The sequence below is a fragment of the Pasteurella canis genome (assembly GCF_900454865.1).
Classification (GTDB): domain Bacteria; phylum Pseudomonadota; class Gammaproteobacteria; order Enterobacterales; family Pasteurellaceae; genus Pasteurella; species Pasteurella canis.
In genome coordinates this window covers 141,519-159,836 of record NZ_UGTV01000015.1, presented here as the reverse complement: position 1 = coordinate 159,836, position 18,318 = coordinate 141,519, and the positions used below count along the sequence as shown (strand labels likewise).

At 36.4% G+C, this 18,318-nt stretch carries 19 protein-coding genes, 1 pseudogene and 1 riboswitch; of the genes and pseudogenes, 9 read left to right on the top strand and 11 right to left on the bottom strand.

Going from position 1 to position 18,318, the window contains the following annotated elements:
* The first annotated feature begins 59 nt into the window (after window positions 1-59).
* From proC to xerD, 3 genes are read left to right on the top strand one after another with little or no spacing between them, the layout of a single operon-like run.
* On the top strand, window positions 60-887 hold the full coding sequence (gene proC, locus DYE19_RS01430; RefSeq protein WP_115322368.1) for a pyrroline-5-carboxylate reductase: 828 nt from the start codon (window positions 60-62) through the stop codon (window positions 885-887).
* Window positions 887-2,044: a 3-phenylpropionate MFS transporter gene (locus tag DYE19_RS01425; protein WP_049216461.1), complete on the top strand. Its 1,158-nt coding sequence runs from the start codon at window positions 887-889 to the stop codon at window positions 2,042-2,044. Before proC ends, DYE19_RS01425 begins: the two co-directional genes overlap by 1 nt.
* A gap of 2 nt (window positions 2,045-2,046) precedes the next feature.
* On the top strand, window positions 2,047-2,940 hold the full coding sequence (gene xerD / locus DYE19_RS01420; RefSeq protein WP_115322367.1) for a site-specific tyrosine recombinase XerD: 894 nt from the start codon (window positions 2,047-2,049) through the stop codon (window positions 2,938-2,940).
* A 61-nt stretch (window positions 2,941-3,001) separates the two neighbouring features.
* Here the strand turns inward: xerD and raiA are convergent, their stop codons facing one another.
* From raiA to ppdD, 9 genes are all read right to left on the bottom strand, one after another.
* The gene (gene raiA / locus DYE19_RS01415; RefSeq protein ID WP_049216463.1) at window positions 3,002-3,319 is read right to left on the bottom strand and encodes a ribosome-associated translation inhibitor RaiA; all 318 of its coding nucleotides are present in this window, start codon (window positions 3,317-3,319) and stop codon (window positions 3,002-3,004) included.
* A gap of 251 nt (window positions 3,320-3,570) precedes the next feature.
* Complete coding sequence (locus tag DYE19_RS01410) at window positions 3,571-4,944, bottom strand: alanine/glycine:cation symporter family protein (RefSeq protein WP_115322366.1); 1,374 nt, start codon at window positions 4,942-4,944, stop codon at window positions 3,571-3,573.
* A 112-nt stretch (window positions 4,945-5,056) separates the two neighbouring features.
* Window positions 5,057-5,178, bottom strand: a riboswitch (glycine riboswitch).
* A 214-nt stretch (window positions 5,179-5,392) separates the two neighbouring features.
* Complete coding sequence (locus tag DYE19_RS01405; protein ID WP_115322365.1) at window positions 5,393-5,659, bottom strand: GNAT family N-acetyltransferase; 267 nt, start codon at window positions 5,657-5,659, stop codon at window positions 5,393-5,395.
* Window positions 5,659-5,859, bottom strand: coding sequence for a DNA gyrase inhibitor YacG (gene yacG, locus DYE19_RS01400; protein WP_115322364.1), 201 nt, complete (start codon window positions 5,857-5,859; stop codon window positions 5,659-5,661). The genes DYE19_RS01405 and yacG overlap by 1 nt, the downstream gene beginning before the upstream one ends.
* Before the next feature lie 16 nt (window positions 5,860-5,875).
* The gene (gene coaE / locus DYE19_RS01395; RefSeq protein WP_115322363.1) at window positions 5,876-6,496 is read right to left on the bottom strand and encodes a dephospho-CoA kinase; all 621 of its coding nucleotides are present in this window, start codon (window positions 6,494-6,496) and stop codon (window positions 5,876-5,878) included.
* 45 nt (window positions 6,497-6,541) lie between these two features.
* Window positions 6,542-7,234 carry a prepilin peptidase gene (locus tag DYE19_RS01390; protein WP_115322362.1) on the bottom strand — a complete coding sequence of 231 codons (693 nt, stop codon included), beginning with the start codon at window positions 7,232-7,234 and terminating at the stop codon, window positions 6,542-6,544.
* A complete protein-coding gene (locus DYE19_RS01385; RefSeq protein WP_115322361.1) occupies window positions 7,231-8,448 on the bottom strand; it encodes a type II secretion system F family protein in 1,218 nt (405 codons plus the stop codon). The genes DYE19_RS01390 and DYE19_RS01385 overlap by 4 nt, the downstream gene beginning before the upstream one ends.
* On the bottom strand, window positions 8,449-9,831 hold the full coding sequence (locus DYE19_RS01380; RefSeq protein WP_115322360.1) for a GspE/PulE family protein: 1,383 nt from the start codon (window positions 9,829-9,831) through the stop codon (window positions 8,449-8,451).
* Window positions 9,832-9,842: 11 nt separating this feature from the next.
* Complete coding sequence (ppdD, locus tag DYE19_RS01375; RefSeq protein ID WP_115322359.1) at window positions 9,843-10,277, bottom strand: prepilin peptidase-dependent pilin; 435 nt, start codon at window positions 10,275-10,277, stop codon at window positions 9,843-9,845.
* A 164-nt stretch (window positions 10,278-10,441) separates the two neighbouring features.
* On the opposite strand from ppdD, the gene ampD reads away from it, so the two are divergent.
* The 6 genes and pseudogenes from ampD to tadA all read left to right on the top strand — a co-directional run bounded on the left by ampD (window position 10,442) and on the right by tadA (window position 15,163).
* Window positions 10,442-11,038 carry a 1,6-anhydro-N-acetylmuramyl-L-alanine amidase AmpD gene (gene ampD, locus DYE19_RS01370; protein WP_115322358.1) on the top strand — a complete coding sequence of 199 codons (597 nt, stop codon included), beginning with the start codon at window positions 10,442-10,444 and terminating at the stop codon, window positions 11,036-11,038.
* Between the two features lie 549 nt (window positions 11,039-11,587).
* A pseudogene (gene rppH, locus DYE19_RS01365) lies at window positions 11,588-12,056 on the top strand (RNA pyrophosphohydrolase); the annotation flags it as partial.
* Window positions 12,057-12,180: 124 nt separating this feature from the next.
* Window positions 12,181-12,975, top strand: coding sequence for a sulfite exporter TauE/SafE family protein (locus tag DYE19_RS01360; protein ID WP_049216473.1), 795 nt, complete (start codon window positions 12,181-12,183; stop codon window positions 12,973-12,975).
* An 8-nt stretch (window positions 12,976-12,983) separates the two neighbouring features.
* The gene (gene lgt, locus DYE19_RS01355; protein ID WP_115322357.1) at window positions 12,984-13,796 is read left to right on the top strand and encodes a prolipoprotein diacylglyceryl transferase; all 813 of its coding nucleotides are present in this window, start codon (window positions 12,984-12,986) and stop codon (window positions 13,794-13,796) included.
* A complete protein-coding gene (locus DYE19_RS01350; protein WP_115322356.1) occupies window positions 13,793-14,644 on the top strand; it encodes a thymidylate synthase in 852 nt (283 codons plus the stop codon). The genes lgt and DYE19_RS01350 overlap by 4 nt, the downstream gene beginning before the upstream one ends.
* An 18-nt stretch (window positions 14,645-14,662) precedes the next feature.
* The gene (gene tadA, locus DYE19_RS01345) at window positions 14,663-15,163 is read left to right on the top strand and encodes a tRNA adenosine(34) deaminase TadA (RefSeq protein ID WP_223667925.1); all 501 of its coding nucleotides are present in this window, start codon (window positions 14,663-14,665) and stop codon (window positions 15,161-15,163) included.
* Between the two features lie 151 nt (window positions 15,164-15,314).
* Here the strand turns inward: tadA and pflA are convergent, their stop codons facing one another.
* Entirely contained in the window at window positions 15,315-16,055 is a 741-nt protein-coding gene (gene pflA, locus DYE19_RS01340; protein ID WP_049216479.1) for a pyruvate formate lyase 1-activating protein, read from the bottom strand.
* A gap of 162 nt (window positions 16,056-16,217) precedes the next feature.
* Complete coding sequence (locus DYE19_RS01335) at window positions 16,218-18,257, bottom strand: autotransporter domain-containing protein (RefSeq protein WP_115322354.1); 2,040 nt, start codon at window positions 18,255-18,257, stop codon at window positions 16,218-16,220.
* Window positions 18,258-18,318 lie beyond the last annotated feature (61 nt).

Below are 18,318 nucleotides of genomic sequence, written 5' to 3'. Positions count from 1 at the left end.
ATTTGTAGGTCGTATTCTCGACCAAATTTTTTATATTGTAACGTAGTTCGAGACAAAATATGCAAACTAAATCTATTTGCTTTATTGGCGGCGGAAATATGGCACAAGCTATAATTTTTGGCTTACTCAAACAAGGCTATCCTGCAACAAACATTACAGTCTGCGATCCAAATATTGATAAATTAAATCGATTTGCACAAAAAGGTATTCAAGTAGTTGAAAGCAACGATATCAGTAATCAACGTGCAGTTAAAAAATCAGAGGTGATATTCCTTGCTGTGAAACCTCAAGTACTTGCAGAAGTTTGCCATAGTTTCAGTTCAGTTGATTTTACTGATAAATTAGTGATATCAATTGCAGCAGGTATCTCCCAAACAAGATTAAGTCAGCTTTTACCTTCTGCTCAGCACATTATTCGAGTAATGCCTAATACACCAGCACTCGTATCAGCAGGTATGTCTGGTCTATTTGCACCTGCTAACTTACCTACAGAACTAAAGCATTTTGCACAAGATTTATTAGCCGCTGTAGGTAAAACATGTTGGGTAGAACACGAAGAGGACATGCATACCGTTACAGCAGGTTCAGGAAGTAGCCCTGCCTATTTTTTCTTATTTATGGAGGCAATGCAAAAAGCCCTAGTATCAATGAATTTAGATGAAACCACAGCACGTTTACTCGTCCAACAATCTGCATTAGGTGCGGCAAAAATGGTCGTAGAAAACCCAGAACTTGCCATTTCAACCTTGCGTGAAAATGTCACTTCTAAAGGAGGTACAACTGCTGCGGCACTAGCTATATTCAATCAACAAGATTTACAACAAACTGTTCAACAAGCTATGCAGGCTTGTGTTGAACGCTCTCAACAAATGGAAAAATTGTTTTAATGAAAATTTCAGCATTTCACTGGCTTGCTTTAAGCTTTTTCGGTTATTTTTGTGCTTATGGTGTGTTTGTACCTTTCTTTCCTGTTTGGTTAAAGTCCCAATCCTATGGAGAAGAATTGATCGGTTTAGTTATCGCCAGTTCTTATGTTTTCCGTTTTATTGGTGGAATTTTTTTCTCAAGCGTTGTCAAAAAAGCGTCTCAACTTATTCACGCTCTACGCTATCTAGCTTGGGTAAGTTGCGTCATTGTATTCATAATGAGCTTTATTGCAGAAAGTTTTTGGCTATTATTTATTGCAATTGCATTATTTTCTATGTTCAACGCGGCGGGGATGCCACTCAATGATACGCTTGCTAGTGTGTGGCAACAACAAATCCACTTAGACTATGGCAAAGCTCGACTAATAGGCTCTCTTGCTTTTGTCGTTGGTGTTGTGATATTTGGTTATATTATTGGCATATTAGGAGAAAGCAGTATTGTGTGGATTTTAACCGCACTACTAATTGCTTATGCGACAATGCAGATGACAACACCAACACCTATGCCTGAAGATCAACAAAGTGCAGTAGAAAATCAAGTTAGTTTTAAATACTTACTACAAAACAGAACGACGCTACGTTTACTCATTGCAATCTCATTAATTCAAGGATCACACGCTGCCTACTATGCTTATAGCGTCTTATATTGGACGAGTTTGGGTATTTCTGTACAAACAACAAGCTTATTATGGGGATTGAGTGTGATCGCAGAAATGCTGCTATTTTTTTTCTCAACAAAACTCTTCCGCACGTGGAAAGTTAGCTCATTATTTTATTTATCAGCTATTGCCACAGTCATACGTTGGGGTGCACTCAGTGTTGCTGAAGAAATAACGTCATTAGCACTCACTCAAACTTTACATAGTCTCACTTATGCTGTCAGTCACTATGCCATCATTCGTTATTTCACTACACAACCTATTTCACACATTGCTAAGCTGCAAGGCTTATACAATGGTATCTCAGGTTGTGGTGCTGTCGCACTTCTTACAGCTCTGTCAGGTTTGTTATACCCGATTTCTCCAGCCACATCTTTTCTAGTTATGATGGGCTTTGCTGCTCTTGCTTTATTTGCCATTCCACGTAAAGTTGATGCATTTCTACTTAAAAGGTGCTAATAATGAAAGATAGTGCGTTAATTGAACTTTTTCTGAATGAAGTGTGGATAGAAAAAAACTTATCTGAAAATACAGTACAATCTTATCGCTTAGACCTGACTGCGTTATCGCAATGGTTAGAGAAACATCACTTAACGCTATTAAATTTAGATGCAATAGATTTGCAAACCTTTTTAGGCGAGCGTTTAACACAAGGTTACAAAGCCACTAGTACAGCTCGTCTATTAAGCGCAATACGTAAATTATTTCAATATTTGTACAGAGAAAAATATCGTATCGACGACCCAAGTTCAGTATTAAGCTCGCCAAAATTGCCGACTCGCTTACCTAAGTATTTAACTGAACAACAAGTCACTAATCTATTAAATTCGCCTGATGTAGAAATTCCATTAGAGTTACGAGACAAAGCAATGATGGAACTATTATATGCAACGGGATTACGTGTGACAGAGTTAGTTTCACTCACTATCGAGAATATCGATATTAATCAAGGTATCGTGCGTGTTATTGGTAAGGGAAATAAAGAACGTATCGTACCTATCGGAGAAGAGGCAACTTATTGGATCAAACAATTTATGCTTTATGGTCGTCCCTTTTTACTAAATGGACAAAGCTCAGATGTCATTTTTCCAAGCAAAAGAGCAGTACAAATGACTCGTCAAACATTTTGGCATCGGATTAAACATTATGCATTACTTGCAGAGATTGATCTGGATAGCTTATCGCCTCATGTACTTCGTCATGCATTTGCTACTCATTTAGTCAATCATGGTGCAGACTTGCGTGTAGTACAAATGCTACTAGGACATAGCGATCTCTCTACGACTCAAATTTATACGCATGTTGCTAAAGAACGTTTAAAACATTTACATCAACGCTATCACCCGAGAGGCTAAAAAAGAAAAATAGACATAAAAAAACTGCATCTTTCGATGCAGTTTCATATTTCAATTTGGTTTAAAAAGAGTCTTTTAAACGTTCATCAGCACGGCGAGCTTCACCTTTATGTTGTAATTTATTTAATTGACGCTCTAACTTTTCTTCAACTTCATTGACAGCTTTATACATATCATCTGACTCTGCTTTTGCAAACAAGTCACCTAATGGCGTACCAATGGATGCCTCAACCGAGAAGCCTTTGGGGATTTTATTTAAAATAAAATGGGGATTAATTAATTGAGTTTGCCATTTTCCTAATTTAGCGAGTCTATCTTCGACATGAGCACGGATTGCAGGGGTGATTTCCATTTGTTTGCTTGTGATATTTAGAGTCATAGCATTTACCTCTCTGTTGAAAAGGGGACTTTCTGTCCCTTGTGATTAATAATCCTTAGTTACAACATAGTCCCCTTATCATCAGTTTTCAAGTCTTTTTATTGAATTTTTCTGGAAAAGTTAAAAAGTATGATCTAGATAGAAAAATTATCATTTAATACTAGATTATTAACTGAAAGTTGCTATGATTGGGGGGATATCATATTGGTACCCCCTCTATATTTTCGTTTAAATTTCAAACAATTAAAAAATTAACTCACTGTATTTTCATCTGCTTTATTCATTTTTAAGCGCTCAAAATAATCTCTTGTTTCATCAACAATAACATGACGTAGCCCAATTAACGCAATTAAATTTGGAAATGCCATTAATCCATTCACAATATCTGCCAGAATCCAAATTAAATCGAGATGAATAAAAGCACCACAACCGACTAATACAATAAACATAAAGCGATAGAACTTAATACCACGAATACCAACGAGATAAACAAAACAACGTTCACCATAGTAACACCAACCTAAAATCGTAGTGAAGGCAAAAAACAATAAGCCAACAGTTACGACAGTCCCGCCTAGATTAGAGTTCAAACCTTCAGTAAATGCATGGTTTGTTAACGCTGCTCCCGCTATATCCGCCGATTGCCATGCTCCTGTAATCACTAGTACGATTCCAGTCATTGAGCACACGATAATGGTATCCAAAAAAGTCCCTGTCATCGAAATCAAACCTTGACGTACTGGTTCTTTAGTTTGTGCCGCCGCCGCGGCAATTGGTGCACTTCCCAAACCTGATTCATTAGAAAAAATTCCGCGTGCGACACCTGACTGAATCGCTTTCATCACGGTAAAACCTAAAGCACCGCCTAATGCTGCACTGGGTTCAAAGGCACTGTAAATGATTAATCCTATCGCTTGTGGCACTAATTGCCAATTAATTAATAAAATAATCAAAGATGTAGCTACATAAAGCACTGCCATAAAAGGAACAATATATGAAGAGACAACAGCAATACGTCTCACTCCACCGAGAATAATTAATGCAACAAGTGCAGTAATAATCGACGCTGTCAATGGAATAGGTACACTGAATGTATCTTGCATTGCATGTGTAATTGCATTGACCTGCGGAAAAGTTCCTATCCCAAAGAAGGCCACTAAAATACCAAAAAGTGCAAACAATTTTGCCAGCCATTTAATTCCCAAGCCACGTTCAATATAATACATCGGTCCACCAGCCATAAAACCTTGCTTATCACGTACTCGGTATTTTACTGCAAGTAAACACTCGGCATACTTTGTTGCCATACCTAATAATGCCACTAGCCACATCCAAAATACCGCGCCAGGTCCACCTGCTTGAACAGCAGTCGCCACACCAACAATATTCCCAGTACCAATGGTTGCGGCTAATGCAGTACATAGTGCAGCAAAAGAAGACACGTCACCTTTTTTACCCATACCTTTTTCTGTTTTGAATAAATAAGATAATGCTCGTGGCAAATGAATAAATTGGATAAAACCTAAACGAAAAGTTAAATACAGCCCTGTGCCTGAAAGTAAAATCAATAAAGGCGGTCCCCAAACAAAGCTGTTGATAGATGATAAAATTGATTCTAATGTCATTGAAATGTTCCTCGTAAAAAATAACCAATTACAAGGAGGCAAAAGCATTTTGCGGAAGAGTTAAAATAGAATGACACACAAAAAGTGTGTGTAAAACATCAAACCGAATAGTCTTGTTGCCCCTGTCCTTTTGCCTGAGCGTTTGAAAAAACGGAGAAAAGCTCACCGCTCTTTTTGCGCCTTCGGCGGCCGTTTTATGTTTGTAATTTAACGGCTCTCTCCAAGGGTTCGTCCAGTAACAGTCCCTGCTTATTATCAGCGCCTGAAAGATTTTACCTCGTCGGCGTAGGGTCAATTCCCTACTCTCCAGCTACCTTCATCCGAACTTACTTTTGTTGATTTTTTCAAAAAAAGTGAGCTGAATTTTAGCAGATAGAATATAAAAAACAAGAATCTTATGCTTTATTAAGAATATCGAAAGGCAGTTCAATAACTGCCTTAAAAAGAATTACCGATTATCACGTTGCCATTTCTTTACTATATAGCTACATGTTGGTATAAGATGGAGCTTATTTTGATGAACAAAATTAACAAGTGTTTGGTATAACTGTTCGGCGATACCTTGCCCACGTAATATTGGTGAAACATAAGTATGATTTGCGTTGATGGTTTTCTCATCTACAAAAAAATAAGTAAGTTGCGCAACTTTATTACCCATATCATCTAAGAGGAAAAACTCACCTTCATTATTAGTTTGTTGATGCTGAACTTGCATTAATGAACTCCCCAATCTTCATGTTCTTCACTCATCGCGAAATCTGCTGTCTCACAAGGGATCGCCTTTTCTTCTGCTGCCCATTCACCTAAATCAATCAATTGGCAACGTTTACTACAAAAAGGGCGATATAGATTTTTTTCTGACCACTCCACTGCTTTTTGACAAATGGGACAGGGCACACTAAAAATTTCTGACATGGTTTTCTCACTGCTTTTATTTTCTTTCCGCGTTAGCTAACGCTAAATATTGGTGGTGTAATTCTAACACTTTTTGCTTTAGCGTGACGAATGTTTGCGACAAGTCCCCATCATTATTAATCACATCATCAGCAAAACTTAGACGAGTTGAACGATCGACTTGTGCATTAATAATTTGTTGAATCAGTTCAATCTGGTTGCCATCACGTTGCGTAGCTCGTTGTAATTGAGTTTCGAGTTTGACATCAATAACTAACACACGTTGACATAGTCTCGTCAAATGATTTTCGATTAATAAAGGTACAACCCAAAGCACATAAGGATAAGTTTGTGCATGAAGCTGCCTCAACATTTCTTCCCTGATAGGGGGATGCAATAAGTTATTTAACCATATTTTCTCTTCTGGTTGCTGGAAAATAAGCTCTCGCAATTTCGCACGATCTAACTCACCATTATCAAGTAAAATTTGTTCACCAAAATGTGCCACAATCTGTGCCAATAATAGTGTCCCTTTTTTTACCACTTGTCTTGCTACATTATCTGCATCAATAACAGGCACACCTAGTTCAAGGAATAAATTCGCAACGGTAGTTTTACCACTTCCAATTCCACCAGTGAGGCCAACAATATAAGTCATCTATTTACCTTCGTCTGATTAAAACAAACTGATCATACTTTCGCTTTACCAATTAAGCAATATTATGAAGATATTTGCTATACAAAGAAAAGGCGCAAAGGGAAGCTGGTAATATACTTGTTGATAAAGTTTCGCCCAAAATACATATCCTATAGCAAAACAACAAGCCATCAAAACAAACAAAGGCAATTGAGACCAATCTAATACAGTACTCAGCCCTAACATTAACCAATAATCCCCTCTCCCTAAGGCTTCCTTTCTATAAATCCATCTCGCTAATAGATAAATCACATAAAATACGACAAAACCAATGAATGCACTTTGTAGACTTTGCTCAAGTGTAATAGGGCTTATATTCGTCCAAGCAGCTCCAATACCCAAAACAAACAATATCTGACATGATGGTAATGAAATAAGTTGGTAATACCAATCTATTAATGAAATACAAATTAATAAACTCATATAAAAGGCAAGAAACAATGCTTTATATGGCGTATCAAAGACATAATAACAAGTAATAAATAAAACAGAAAAACAGATAAAAAAAACAGAAAAATGACCGCACTTTATTACAGATGGCGCAGCTGACTGTTGCATAATTTCTGGCATTTTGGGTTCAAACATCGCACGATATGCTTGATACACGTCTTGACTAACCCAATATATAAAGTGTGATACATAATAATGAACAACCAATCCGACTACACTCCCCATCAAAATAAAAACCAACAAACTCATTGAATAACTGCTCCCATATTAAAGATGGGTAAATACATACCAAGCATAATCAACCCGATTAACCCACCAATGATTAACATCAGTAAAGGTTCTAGCGTCTGAGCCACTAAATCTATTTGATGTTCTAATTTAAGTTGGTAGTTATCAGCAAGATACTGCAAAATATCAATAAATTTCCCACTTTTCTCGCCAATTTGTAACATCTGCTGTGCTGAATCAGGGAATACATTAAAACTGACCGATTCAGAAAAAGTACTTCCAGATGAAATTTGTTTCAAAATTGACTTAACTTCACTTACTAACACAAAATCATATTGTAATGTTAACTTTGGCTGCCAACTCTTCTGCTGTGGCACAAAGCAATTTAGTGCTTGAGTTAAAGGAAGACCAGATGACAACATAAGATGTAAATTACGGCAAAAATAAACTAATCGATTAAGCTGAACGAGTCGACTTAAATATGGGATTAATCGAATTAATTTTATTTTTTGTCGATTCAGCCAGAGAGAATGCTTTAATTGTGAACGAATCAATAGGATAAATAAACTCAATATCAGTATTATTTGGAAAAAATACATTTGCAAGCCAGCTGATAAATATAGTAATAGAGAGGTAAAAACGGGTAAGGGTTGATTTTCATAAAGCTCAGCGAACTGTGGCACAATAAATAACAATAATAATGCTGTTAAAATCAAAGAAATACCCAAGACAATGATGGGATAAAATAAAATTTTTTGTATTCGATACTGTAAACTCAACACTTGCTTACGTTGTTCCGCAATTTGTTGACATATCTGTGGTAATTTTCCTGTCATTTCAGCAATATAAATCAATTGTTGTTCTTGCGCTGTTACATACTGCTCTACAGACTGTAACGCAACTGAAAATGAATAGCCATTATCCAAACTTGTCAATAAACTCATTAACCATTGAGTTAATTGGATATTAGTACAATTTTGTTGCACTATCTGTAAACTTGCTTTTAATGGTATTGTCGATTGAAGAAGAAAAGCAAGCTGTGCCCAGAAATCACATATTTCACTACTCTTCGGTTTAGTTGAAAATTGCCAATCTTGTTGTAATCTAAGTTGCTTAAAGCCACGAGATATCAATCGCTGCTTAGCCAATTTCTCCGTTTGAGCAATAATCATTCCTTTCTGTGTTTGCTGTAACCGATTAACACCACGCCAACGAAATAGTTTCAACTTACTCATTCAATCTCCCAAAACACGTTGAACTTCTTTTTCATCAGTAATACCCAAGCGAACTTTTTCTATAGCGCTTTCTTTTAAGCTATTAAAATCCAATACAAACTTTCCTGACTGATCTTTTTGTAGAAATTGATATACACCAATCCGCCCAGCATAACCTTGATAACAACCACAATCATTCTGCGTCTTTCTAATACATTTCACACAACATTTACGTACTAATCGTTGTGCAATAACAAGCAATAAAGAATGATCAATTTCATGTTGCTGAATACCAAGTTGTTGTAACCGAGAAAGAGCTGACTGAGCATCATTGGTATGTAATGTAGAAAGGACTAAATGGCCTGTTTGAGCGGCTCGTAATGCTATCGCCGCAGTGTCTTCATCACGAATTTCACCTAACATTATAATATCAGGATCTTGGCGTAAAAAAGCACGTAATAAGCGACTAAAATCAAGTCCTATTTGAGGATTAATTTGAGTTTGAATGATTCCTTCTAGCTCAATTTCAATTGGGTCCTCTGCACTTAAAATGTGTTTTTCTGTGCTATTTAACCAAGTTAGAGCAGTGTAAAGCGATATGCTTTTACCACTTCCTGTTGGCCCAGTAACTAAAATCAATCCTTGTGGCTGTTTTAACGCTTTTTGAAAAGACTGTTGTTGAAGCTCACTCATGCCTAAAGCAGAAAAAGTAAGAGTCACTGGCTTATTATATTGTAAGCGCAATACAACTTTTTCTCCCCAATGCGTTGCCAATGTCGAAAGACGGAAATCAAGAATGTCCGAAAATGCCGTCTTAAATTGAAAGCGCCCATCTTGAGGCAAGCGAGTCTCACTGATATCTAATTTAGCCAGTAATTTTAAACGAGTAATCAATCTACTTGCCAACGATAGCGCTAAAGGAGATTGTAACTGCAATACTCCATCTATACGAAAACGTAGCTGTAATAAATGTGCTTGCGGTTCAAAATGAATATCTGAGGCTTTTTGCTGTAATGCTCGCTCAAAAATCTGATTGAGTAAATGAATGATTGGCTCATCTAATGTGGTATCCATCTCTATTTGTTTTTCGGTGGAATAACAAATCTGTGGAGCTTCCTCTATATGTAAGTCTGTCGGTAATAGTTGTTGTAATGCATTTTTTAACTCTTGGGTTGTTAATAAAATTGGTTCTACCACTTTATTAGATAAAAAAGAAAAAGTTTCACAAGCAGATAAATTCGTCAGTGAATCGAGCCCCAGCCAAAGTGTTTTTTCATCTTCTTGTAACGGTAAGGCAAAATAGCGCAGTAATATATTTTGCTGTTGCTGATTTCTTTGCCACAAATGTTGAGGAATTTCAATCGACTCTCCATTTATCGTTACTATACGCAATGAGGAAGACATATTTATTTGCATTATGAGCAAAGCCCTGCTGGAAACAAGGCAACATGTTCACCACAATCCGACTGCCAAGTTATCCCCTGAGCAGCACTACCCTTGGGTGTCAATTTATAAGTAACACCAGCCAAACTATTTTGTCCGGTCAAGGTGATCACACCAGATTTTACATTTAATGACTTTAAATATTTTTTAGCTGTATTAACCTCTACAGTAATGCCATGGCTGCCTGCATTACAAGAATCTATACTATTAGTATTATAAATACATAGCTCAACTTCAGCACGATAAGGTGCTGCCGCCTGTAATAATTCAGCTATAGCAGCTTTTTTAGTATAATTTTGATAAGAAGGAATGGCGACAGTCGCTAAAATAGCTACAATAGCAACAACAATCATTAACTCAATTAAAGTAAATCCCTTTTGAATAGGAAGAGAAAAATATCGTTTCATCATAAACACCTTTTGTAAAAAGTGGGCTGCGATGACAGCCCTAAAAATAGATAGGTTGCTAAACGGACTAAGAACGAATTTAGCTAATGAAGTCTTTCACAAAAGAAAAAATAAACAAAATTAACCGCACTTTTTCTCGATCTTGATCGCAAAATGAGTATTTTATGACAAAAAAATTCCCAAGCTGCATACAACAAGGATGGATAAATGACGCAAGAAAAGTTCACTCGCCACACTTTGATCAGCGCCCTGATCCACAAGATATTTCACTGTTAATTATTCATTATATTAGTCTCCCCCCAGAACAATTCGGTGGGACGTATATTGACGATTTTTTCCTTGGTAGACTTGATCCTAGCCAGCACCCTTATTTTGCAGAAATTCATGAAATGCGCGTATCTGCTCATTGTTTGATAGATCGTCAAGGGAGAATTACACAGTATGTCGCATTCCACAATCGAGCTTGGCATGCAGGGCTTTCTGAATTTCAAGGTAGAGAGAAATGCAATGATTTTTCAATTGGTATCGAGCTTGAAGGGAGTAATTTGCAACCTTTTACTTTGCAACAATACAATGCTCTCGTTAGTCTTACGCAAGAAATAATGCACACTTATCCATTAATTACGCTAGATCGTATTGTAGGACATTCAGATGTCTCGCCAGGTAGAAAAATCGACCCAGGACAATATTTCGATTGGCAATACTATCGAGCAATGATAAATGAATGTTCGAAAAACAAACAAAATAACACATGCGAATAATACTATTTTGAGCACAAAGGAAATAAAGCATATCTATTTGATTTTTAATAGAATATTAAAATTTACAGTCCAATATAACTTAATCAATTTGAGTTATTAAACTTAATTCACGGATCCAGCCACAATTTTATCCACAGAAACAGTGAATAACTTACTCTCTAAAAAAATAGAAAAATAATCACGCTTTTTTACTTAAGAATATACATTTTTTAAGCTCAACTTAATCGTTAAAAAATGTGTAATCACTATGTCAAGTAGTAGTATGATTAAAAAGTAAAATATCATAATCAAAAACAACATAACTATCAGATATACATCATCTTTTTTCTGAAAACTTTTTTTCTATTCTGTGGTTATATAAAAGTTGTAAACAGAATTATCCACAAATAGTCCACGGCATATGCTTGTGAAGAGAATTGGCATAGTTCACAAAATTAAAATAAAGCCTTCGTTTTACTTAGATTACTAGTTGAGAAAATAATAATTATATGAAACAATCGATAAATTATTTTAGAAAAGCTTAATAAAAATTTTTAAGGTGAAACGCTAGTGATCGATTTCGATGGCTACCGTCCAAATGTGGGTATCGTTATCTGTAATAACAAAGGTCAGGTACTCTGGGCAAAAAGGTATGGACAAAATTCTTGGCAATTTCCTCAAGGCGGTATTAATGATAATGAAAGCGCCGAACAGGCTATGTATCGAGAATTATTTGAGGAAGTTGGTCTATCACCCAAAGATGTAAAAATCTTATATGTATCAAAACATTGGCTACGCTATAAATTACCTAAACGCTTGCTACGCCATGATAGTATACCAATGTGTATTGGGCAGAAACAACGCTGGTTTCTGTTACAACTCGTCTCTGATGAAAAGAATATTGATATGCAATCCAGCAAATCTCCTGAATTTGATGGATGGCGTTGGGTAAGCTTTTGGTATCCTGTTCGTCAAGTTGTTTCATTTAAAAAAGACGTTTATCGCAAGGCAATGAAAGAGTTTGCAACAGTATTATTCGATAATACGAAAGATATTTTTATTAATAAAGATAACGATATTAGTGCAAAGCGAATTCATCCAACTAAAAAATCCTCATCAATAAAAAATTCCAAACGACAACATTACAAACATAGGGGTTGATTATGATCACCTTTTTTATTATATGCCTCGCAGTTGGGGCATTCGCTGGCTTTTTAGCTGGTTTATTTGGTATTGGCGGCGGTTTAATTATTGTCCCTGTCTTAGTTTATTTAATGCCTAAATACATTGGTGTGCCAGAGTCTATGTTGATGGCTTGTGCTCTAGGTACTTCTTTTGCAACTATTATTATTACCAGCTTTTCCTCCGCGCAAAGACATCATAAATTAGGTAATGTTGTATGGGATGTTGTTAAAATTCTTGCACCTATCATTATGGTAACAACCTTTATCTCTGGTTTTTTTATCAGTTATTTGCCAAAAGACATTTCATCTAAGCTCTTTGCTTGTTTAGTTGTTTACTTGTCTATCAAAATGTTTCTCTCTGTTAAACCAAAACCTGTCACTAAAGTATTAACAAAAACATCAACTATTATTGCTGGTATCTTCATTGGTATGGCATCAAGTGCAGCTGGTATTGGTGGCGGCGGATTTATTGTGCCATTCTTAAATTCAAGAGGCATTGATATGAAAAAAGCAATTGGCTCTTCGGCAGTATGTGGCAGTCTATTAGCACTAGCAGGCATGTTGAGTTTTATTATTGCTGGTTGGGGAGCAGAAGGTTTACCTGATTATTTTGTAGGATATGTGTATTTACCCGCCCTATTAGGCATAACTCTTACTTCTATTTTTACATCAAAAATTGGGGCAACCTTAACCTCTATTTTACCTGTCCCAATACTAAAAAAAGCATTTGCAATCATGCTACTTATCCTTGCAATAAATATGATTTTTAAATAAGGCACTTTATGCAATCAAATTATTTTTCATTCCCACAGTTTGACCCCGTGATATTTGAACTTGGTCCAATTGGTTTACGTTGGTATGGTTTAATGTATCTTGTTGGTTTTATTTTTGCACGCTGGCTTGCTGTACGTAGAGCAAATCAAGCTAATAGTGGTTGGACAACAGAACAAGTTGATAGCTTATTGTTCAATGGTTTCATGGGCGTATTTTTAGGTGGAAGAATAGGTTATGTATTCTTCTATCAATTCGATTATTTTCTTCAAGATCCTGCCTATTTATTCCGAGTCTGGGAAGGTGGTATGTCATTCCATGGCGGATTACTTGGTGTCATTTTATCAATGCTTATCACAGCAAAAATACAAAAACGTGGTTTTTGGCAGACAGCGGATTTCGTCGCGCCATTAATTCCCTTCGGCTTAGGAATGGGGAGAATTGGTAACTTTATTAATGATGAACTGTGGGGACGGGTTACAGACGTTTCATGGGCAGTACTCTTCCCATCAGGAGGTTATCTCCCACGTCACCCTTCACAATTATATGAAGCCGTTTTAGAAGGTTTAGTTTTATTCTTTATTTTAAATTGGTTTATACAAAAACCACGCCCAATAGGTTCAGTTGCTGGTTTATTCTTATTTTTCTATGGGCTATTCCGCTTTATTGTTGAATTTTTCCGTGAACCTGACGCACAACTTGGATTATATTTTGGTCAACAAATTTCAATGGGACAAATTCTTTCTATGCCAATGATCATCATTGGTGCCATCATCGTTATGGTTGCTTATAAAAATGCGGCCAAAAAAGGAGAAACGTCATGAAACACTATTTAGAACTCTGTCAGCGTATCGTTGATGAAGGTGTTTGGATTGAGAATGCGCGTACAGGTAAACGTTGCCTCACTGTGATTGATGCAGCTCTCACTTATGATGTCGCTAATAATCAGTTTCCACTAATTACAACACGAAAAAGCTATTGGAAAGCAGCAATTGCAGAATTACTCGGTTATATCAGAGGATATGATAATGCGGCAGATTTTCGCAAACTTGGTACAAAAACATGGGATGCTAATGCTAATGAAAATGCTGATTGGTTAAAAAACCCACATCGTAAAGGTACTGATGATATGGGACGCGTTTATGGTGTACAAGGTCGTGCCTGGCGGAAACCAAATGGTGAAACTGTTGACCAATTACGTAAAATTGTAAACAATCTGAGTAAAGGAATTGACGATCGCGGTGAAATTATAACCTTTTTTAACCCAGGTGAATTTGATCTTGGTTGCTTGCGCCCTTGTATGCATACTCATACGTTTTCACTTTTAGGTGATAATCTCTATCTCACTAGTTATCAACGTTCTTGTGATGTTCCACTTGGTTTAAACTTCAACCAAATTCAAGTATTCACATTCTTAGCACTTATGGCACAAATTACAGGGAAAAAAGCAGGTCAAGCCTACCATAAAATTATTAATGCGCACATTTATGAAGATCAACTTGATCTGATGAAAAATGTACAATTAAAACGAGAGCCATTACCGCTACCCAAACTAGAGATTAATCCAGATATCAAAACATTAGAAGACTTAGAAACCTGGGTCACGATAGATGATTTTAAGGTTATTGGTTATCAATGTCATGATCCAATTAAATACCCATTCTCCGTTTAATCAATACGAGAGGAAAAAGTGCGGTCAGTTTTAGATGAAAAATGGATGAAATATGCTCTCACATTAGCCGACAAAGCCGAAGCCTTAGGTGAAATCCCAGTCGGAGCTGTATTAGTTGATGCTGAGGGGAATATTATTGGAGAAGGCTGGAATTTATCTATCATCAATTCTGACCCAACCGCTCATGCAGAAATCGTTGCACTGCGCCAAGCTGGGCAAAAGTTACAAAACTATCGTTTACTTAATACAACACTTTACGTCACACTAGAGCCTTGTACGATGTGTGCTGGAGCGATCTTACATAGTCGTATCAAGCGGCTAGTTTTTGGTGCCTCTGATTATAAAACTGGCGCAGTAGGTTCACGTTTCCATTTCTTTGATGATTATAAAATGAATCACTGCGTCGAAATTACTAGTGGTGTATTGCAAAAAGAATGCAGCCAAAAACTTAGTGCGTTTTTCCAAAAACGTAGAGAGCAGCAAAAAGCCGATAAGCACAAAACTTATGTTGAGAGGTAAAATAGTGATCTATGGGTGCTAAGAATTATTGATAATATCTTTATATGTTTTCACTTAATACTTAAAAAATAAATAGCATATTAATTTACTTTTTAGAATATAAAAAGGCTAACAATTAATTTATTAGCCTAACTTCTACATGATGTAATTTTTAATACTTCACAATATGTCCATATCCTTCAAGGATAGTTTTGATATGTTCCAAAGATTCTTTTGTTGGTGGTGAAACATCCTCTAGCTCATATTTTTCACCTAATGCCTCCCACTTGTGAGCACCTAAACGGTGATATGGGAGTAACTCTACTTTCTCAATATTCTTCATATCTTTAATGAAATTACCTAATAAATGAATATCATCATCTGCGTCGGTATAGCCAGGCACAACAACATAGCGAATCCAAACCGCTTGATTGCGCTTTGCTAAGTATTGGGCAAACTCCAAAGTACGTTTATTAGGCACTCCAATTAAATTTTGATGAACTTTATCATTGAGCTGTTTTAAATCAAGCAGAACTAAATCCGTGACATCCATTAACTCATCAATAATATGATCATAGTGGCGCACAAAACCATTCGTGTCTAAGCAAGTATGAATTCCAGCTTCTTTACAAGCTCTAAACCAATCACGAACAAATTCTGCCTGCAATATAGCTTCACCACCAGAAGCCGTCACCCCACCACCAGAAGCCTTCATAAAATGACGATATGTCACGACTTCTCGCATAAGCTCATCTACAGTAATTTCCTTACCACCATGTAAATCCCACGTATCTCGGTTGTGACAATACTTACAGCGCATCAAACAACCCTGCAAAAATAAAATAAAACGAATCCCTGGTCCATCAACCGTACCACAAGATTCGAATGAATGAATTCTTCCCACAGTAGACATAATAAATCCTTCAAAAAATTTTGATTATTATAATCGAAATTTGAGCAGATTGTTGTGAATTATTCGACTATATTATTTTACATGAAACTAGAAAACTCGGTGTTTAATAAAATAAACACCGAGTAAATAATCAAAATAAACAAAAAGGACAACCACTTTTTGTTAAAATTCTAGACCAATACCCACCTGAAATGTTGTTTTTGAGAGGTTATCTTTTCGCCCTAAATCACGGCTAAAACCAAGGTTAGCATACAAGCCACTATTTATAGGCTTAAATTGGAACCCCGCCATTATATTTAGCCATGCTTTATCTTGTTGTGCTAATTTTGTGGCAAAAGTACTACCATTTAAACTAGCTTTAACTATAGGCTGATCATTATCCCATTCTTTCACCCAACGCGTCGTCACATAAGGCTGCCAAGTAGTAGCATGATAGCGTAAATCAATTCCAACACCACTACGTAAACTCTTTTCGCTACGAGATTCAAATTGCATTTGTGTAATTCCCTGATTACGCTCACTAAATGCTGCAAGGTCAGTTTTCGTTTTATAGATATCAGCAATAAATGCAACCCCAACATTCTCCACTTTCCACTCATAACCTGCAAATAATCCCATACTTAAACTTTCAGCTTCGGTTTCACCTGATTGATAATGAGTAGAGTGACCAATATAAGCAGCTCTGTCCGTGGCTAACTTTGTATTATTGACTTGGATTGCACTACCTAACCACCAATTATCAGCATCATAACGAAGTGCGGTACTTAATATGCGATTTTTTGTGTCTACATGAACCAAACCATTTTGTAGATCTTGTTTTTGCTGACTCGCTACAACTGCTAATTGCCATTGAGGATTAAACTGTACTTTCGCACCAATATGTAAACTATGCCCTTGATTTTGTTTTTGATAAGCAACTAATGTATCAACGGTTTGTTCAGTTTGACGCATTAAACGATTTCGATTACTTTCTAGACGAATAAAATCCAATGCAAGCTCAGTTTGTTGCTGTACAATCTGAGTTAAAATCCCCATATCTTTTGGTGTTTGTAACACATTAAGAATATAGTCAGACATGGCTTTATGTGCTGTGGGACCTGGGTGGAAACTATCTGCAAATAAACGTTGGCTTGCTAAAGTTTGATCAGTTGGGCGACAAGCTGCTTTATTTGGATCGGCAGTACTGTCTTTACAAACAACGGTCGTTGTATTATTTAATCCATATTCTGCTGGACGTGCAATCATATCTTTTAATAAACCATCGGTATCAATACGTACAATATTACCCCCTACTTGATTTAATGCAGATGTAATACTCGCATTCAATAAAGCGGTAGCTTGCGCAGCTTGCTGAACGATTTCTTTGTATTCGTTGATTAAAGTTTCTGCAATACCTTTTGCATCATAGCCTGCTGCTGATAATGCCCATTGTGTAATTCCCCAACGACTATTGTAAAAATCAACTGCAGCTTTTTTTAATACTTCTATGCGATGTTTTTCAAACTCTTCTGTATTACTAGTTGGCTGAATCAGTAGCTGAGCTACTGCACCTCTAAAACTTGCTACAAAATCAGCTTTTTTGATTAAATTTAATGATTTAGACTGAATCTGTGCTCCTGCCGCTTCCCCTAATTTATCAAAAAATTCTGGTGTGTAAGTCACATTTGGAATCGTTGGTGCAATAATTTGAGTGACACCTGCTTGCAGTAATGCACCCCATTGTTGTGCCATAGTCTGTGCCATTTGGTTAATACTACCTAATACATAAGCCTGCTTTTCTTCAGGCGTTGTTTTGGTCACAGCATTGGCCAATACAGTCGCTAAATCATTTCCCCCCGCCCATAAAATATGTAATGCCTCTTTTTTAACAGGCGTGTTTAAATAAGTATTAACTTGATTTTGTAATGCTAAATTAGGCTGTTGGTTCGTTCTTTCATTATTTGTCCCTACAATGACTCCCCCACTGTAGGCATAGCTTGATCCACCTTGAGTAGAAGACGTTAATTTTCCACCTAATGCTTGTGCAAGATATTCATTATAGAGAAAGTGATATTTTCCATCTGCATTCAAATAAGAGGCTTTTTTATTCCAATTTGTTTGCCCCATGTCACTCAAACTATCACCAAATACTACAATATCTTGTGCCAAACTAGCAGTACTAAGTGAACACAATAGTGCACAGAAAAGTTTATTTATTTTCACAATTGATCCCTTCAAAGTTAATTTAATGCAAAAAAATCGAAGCCATCATAAAATCACAAGG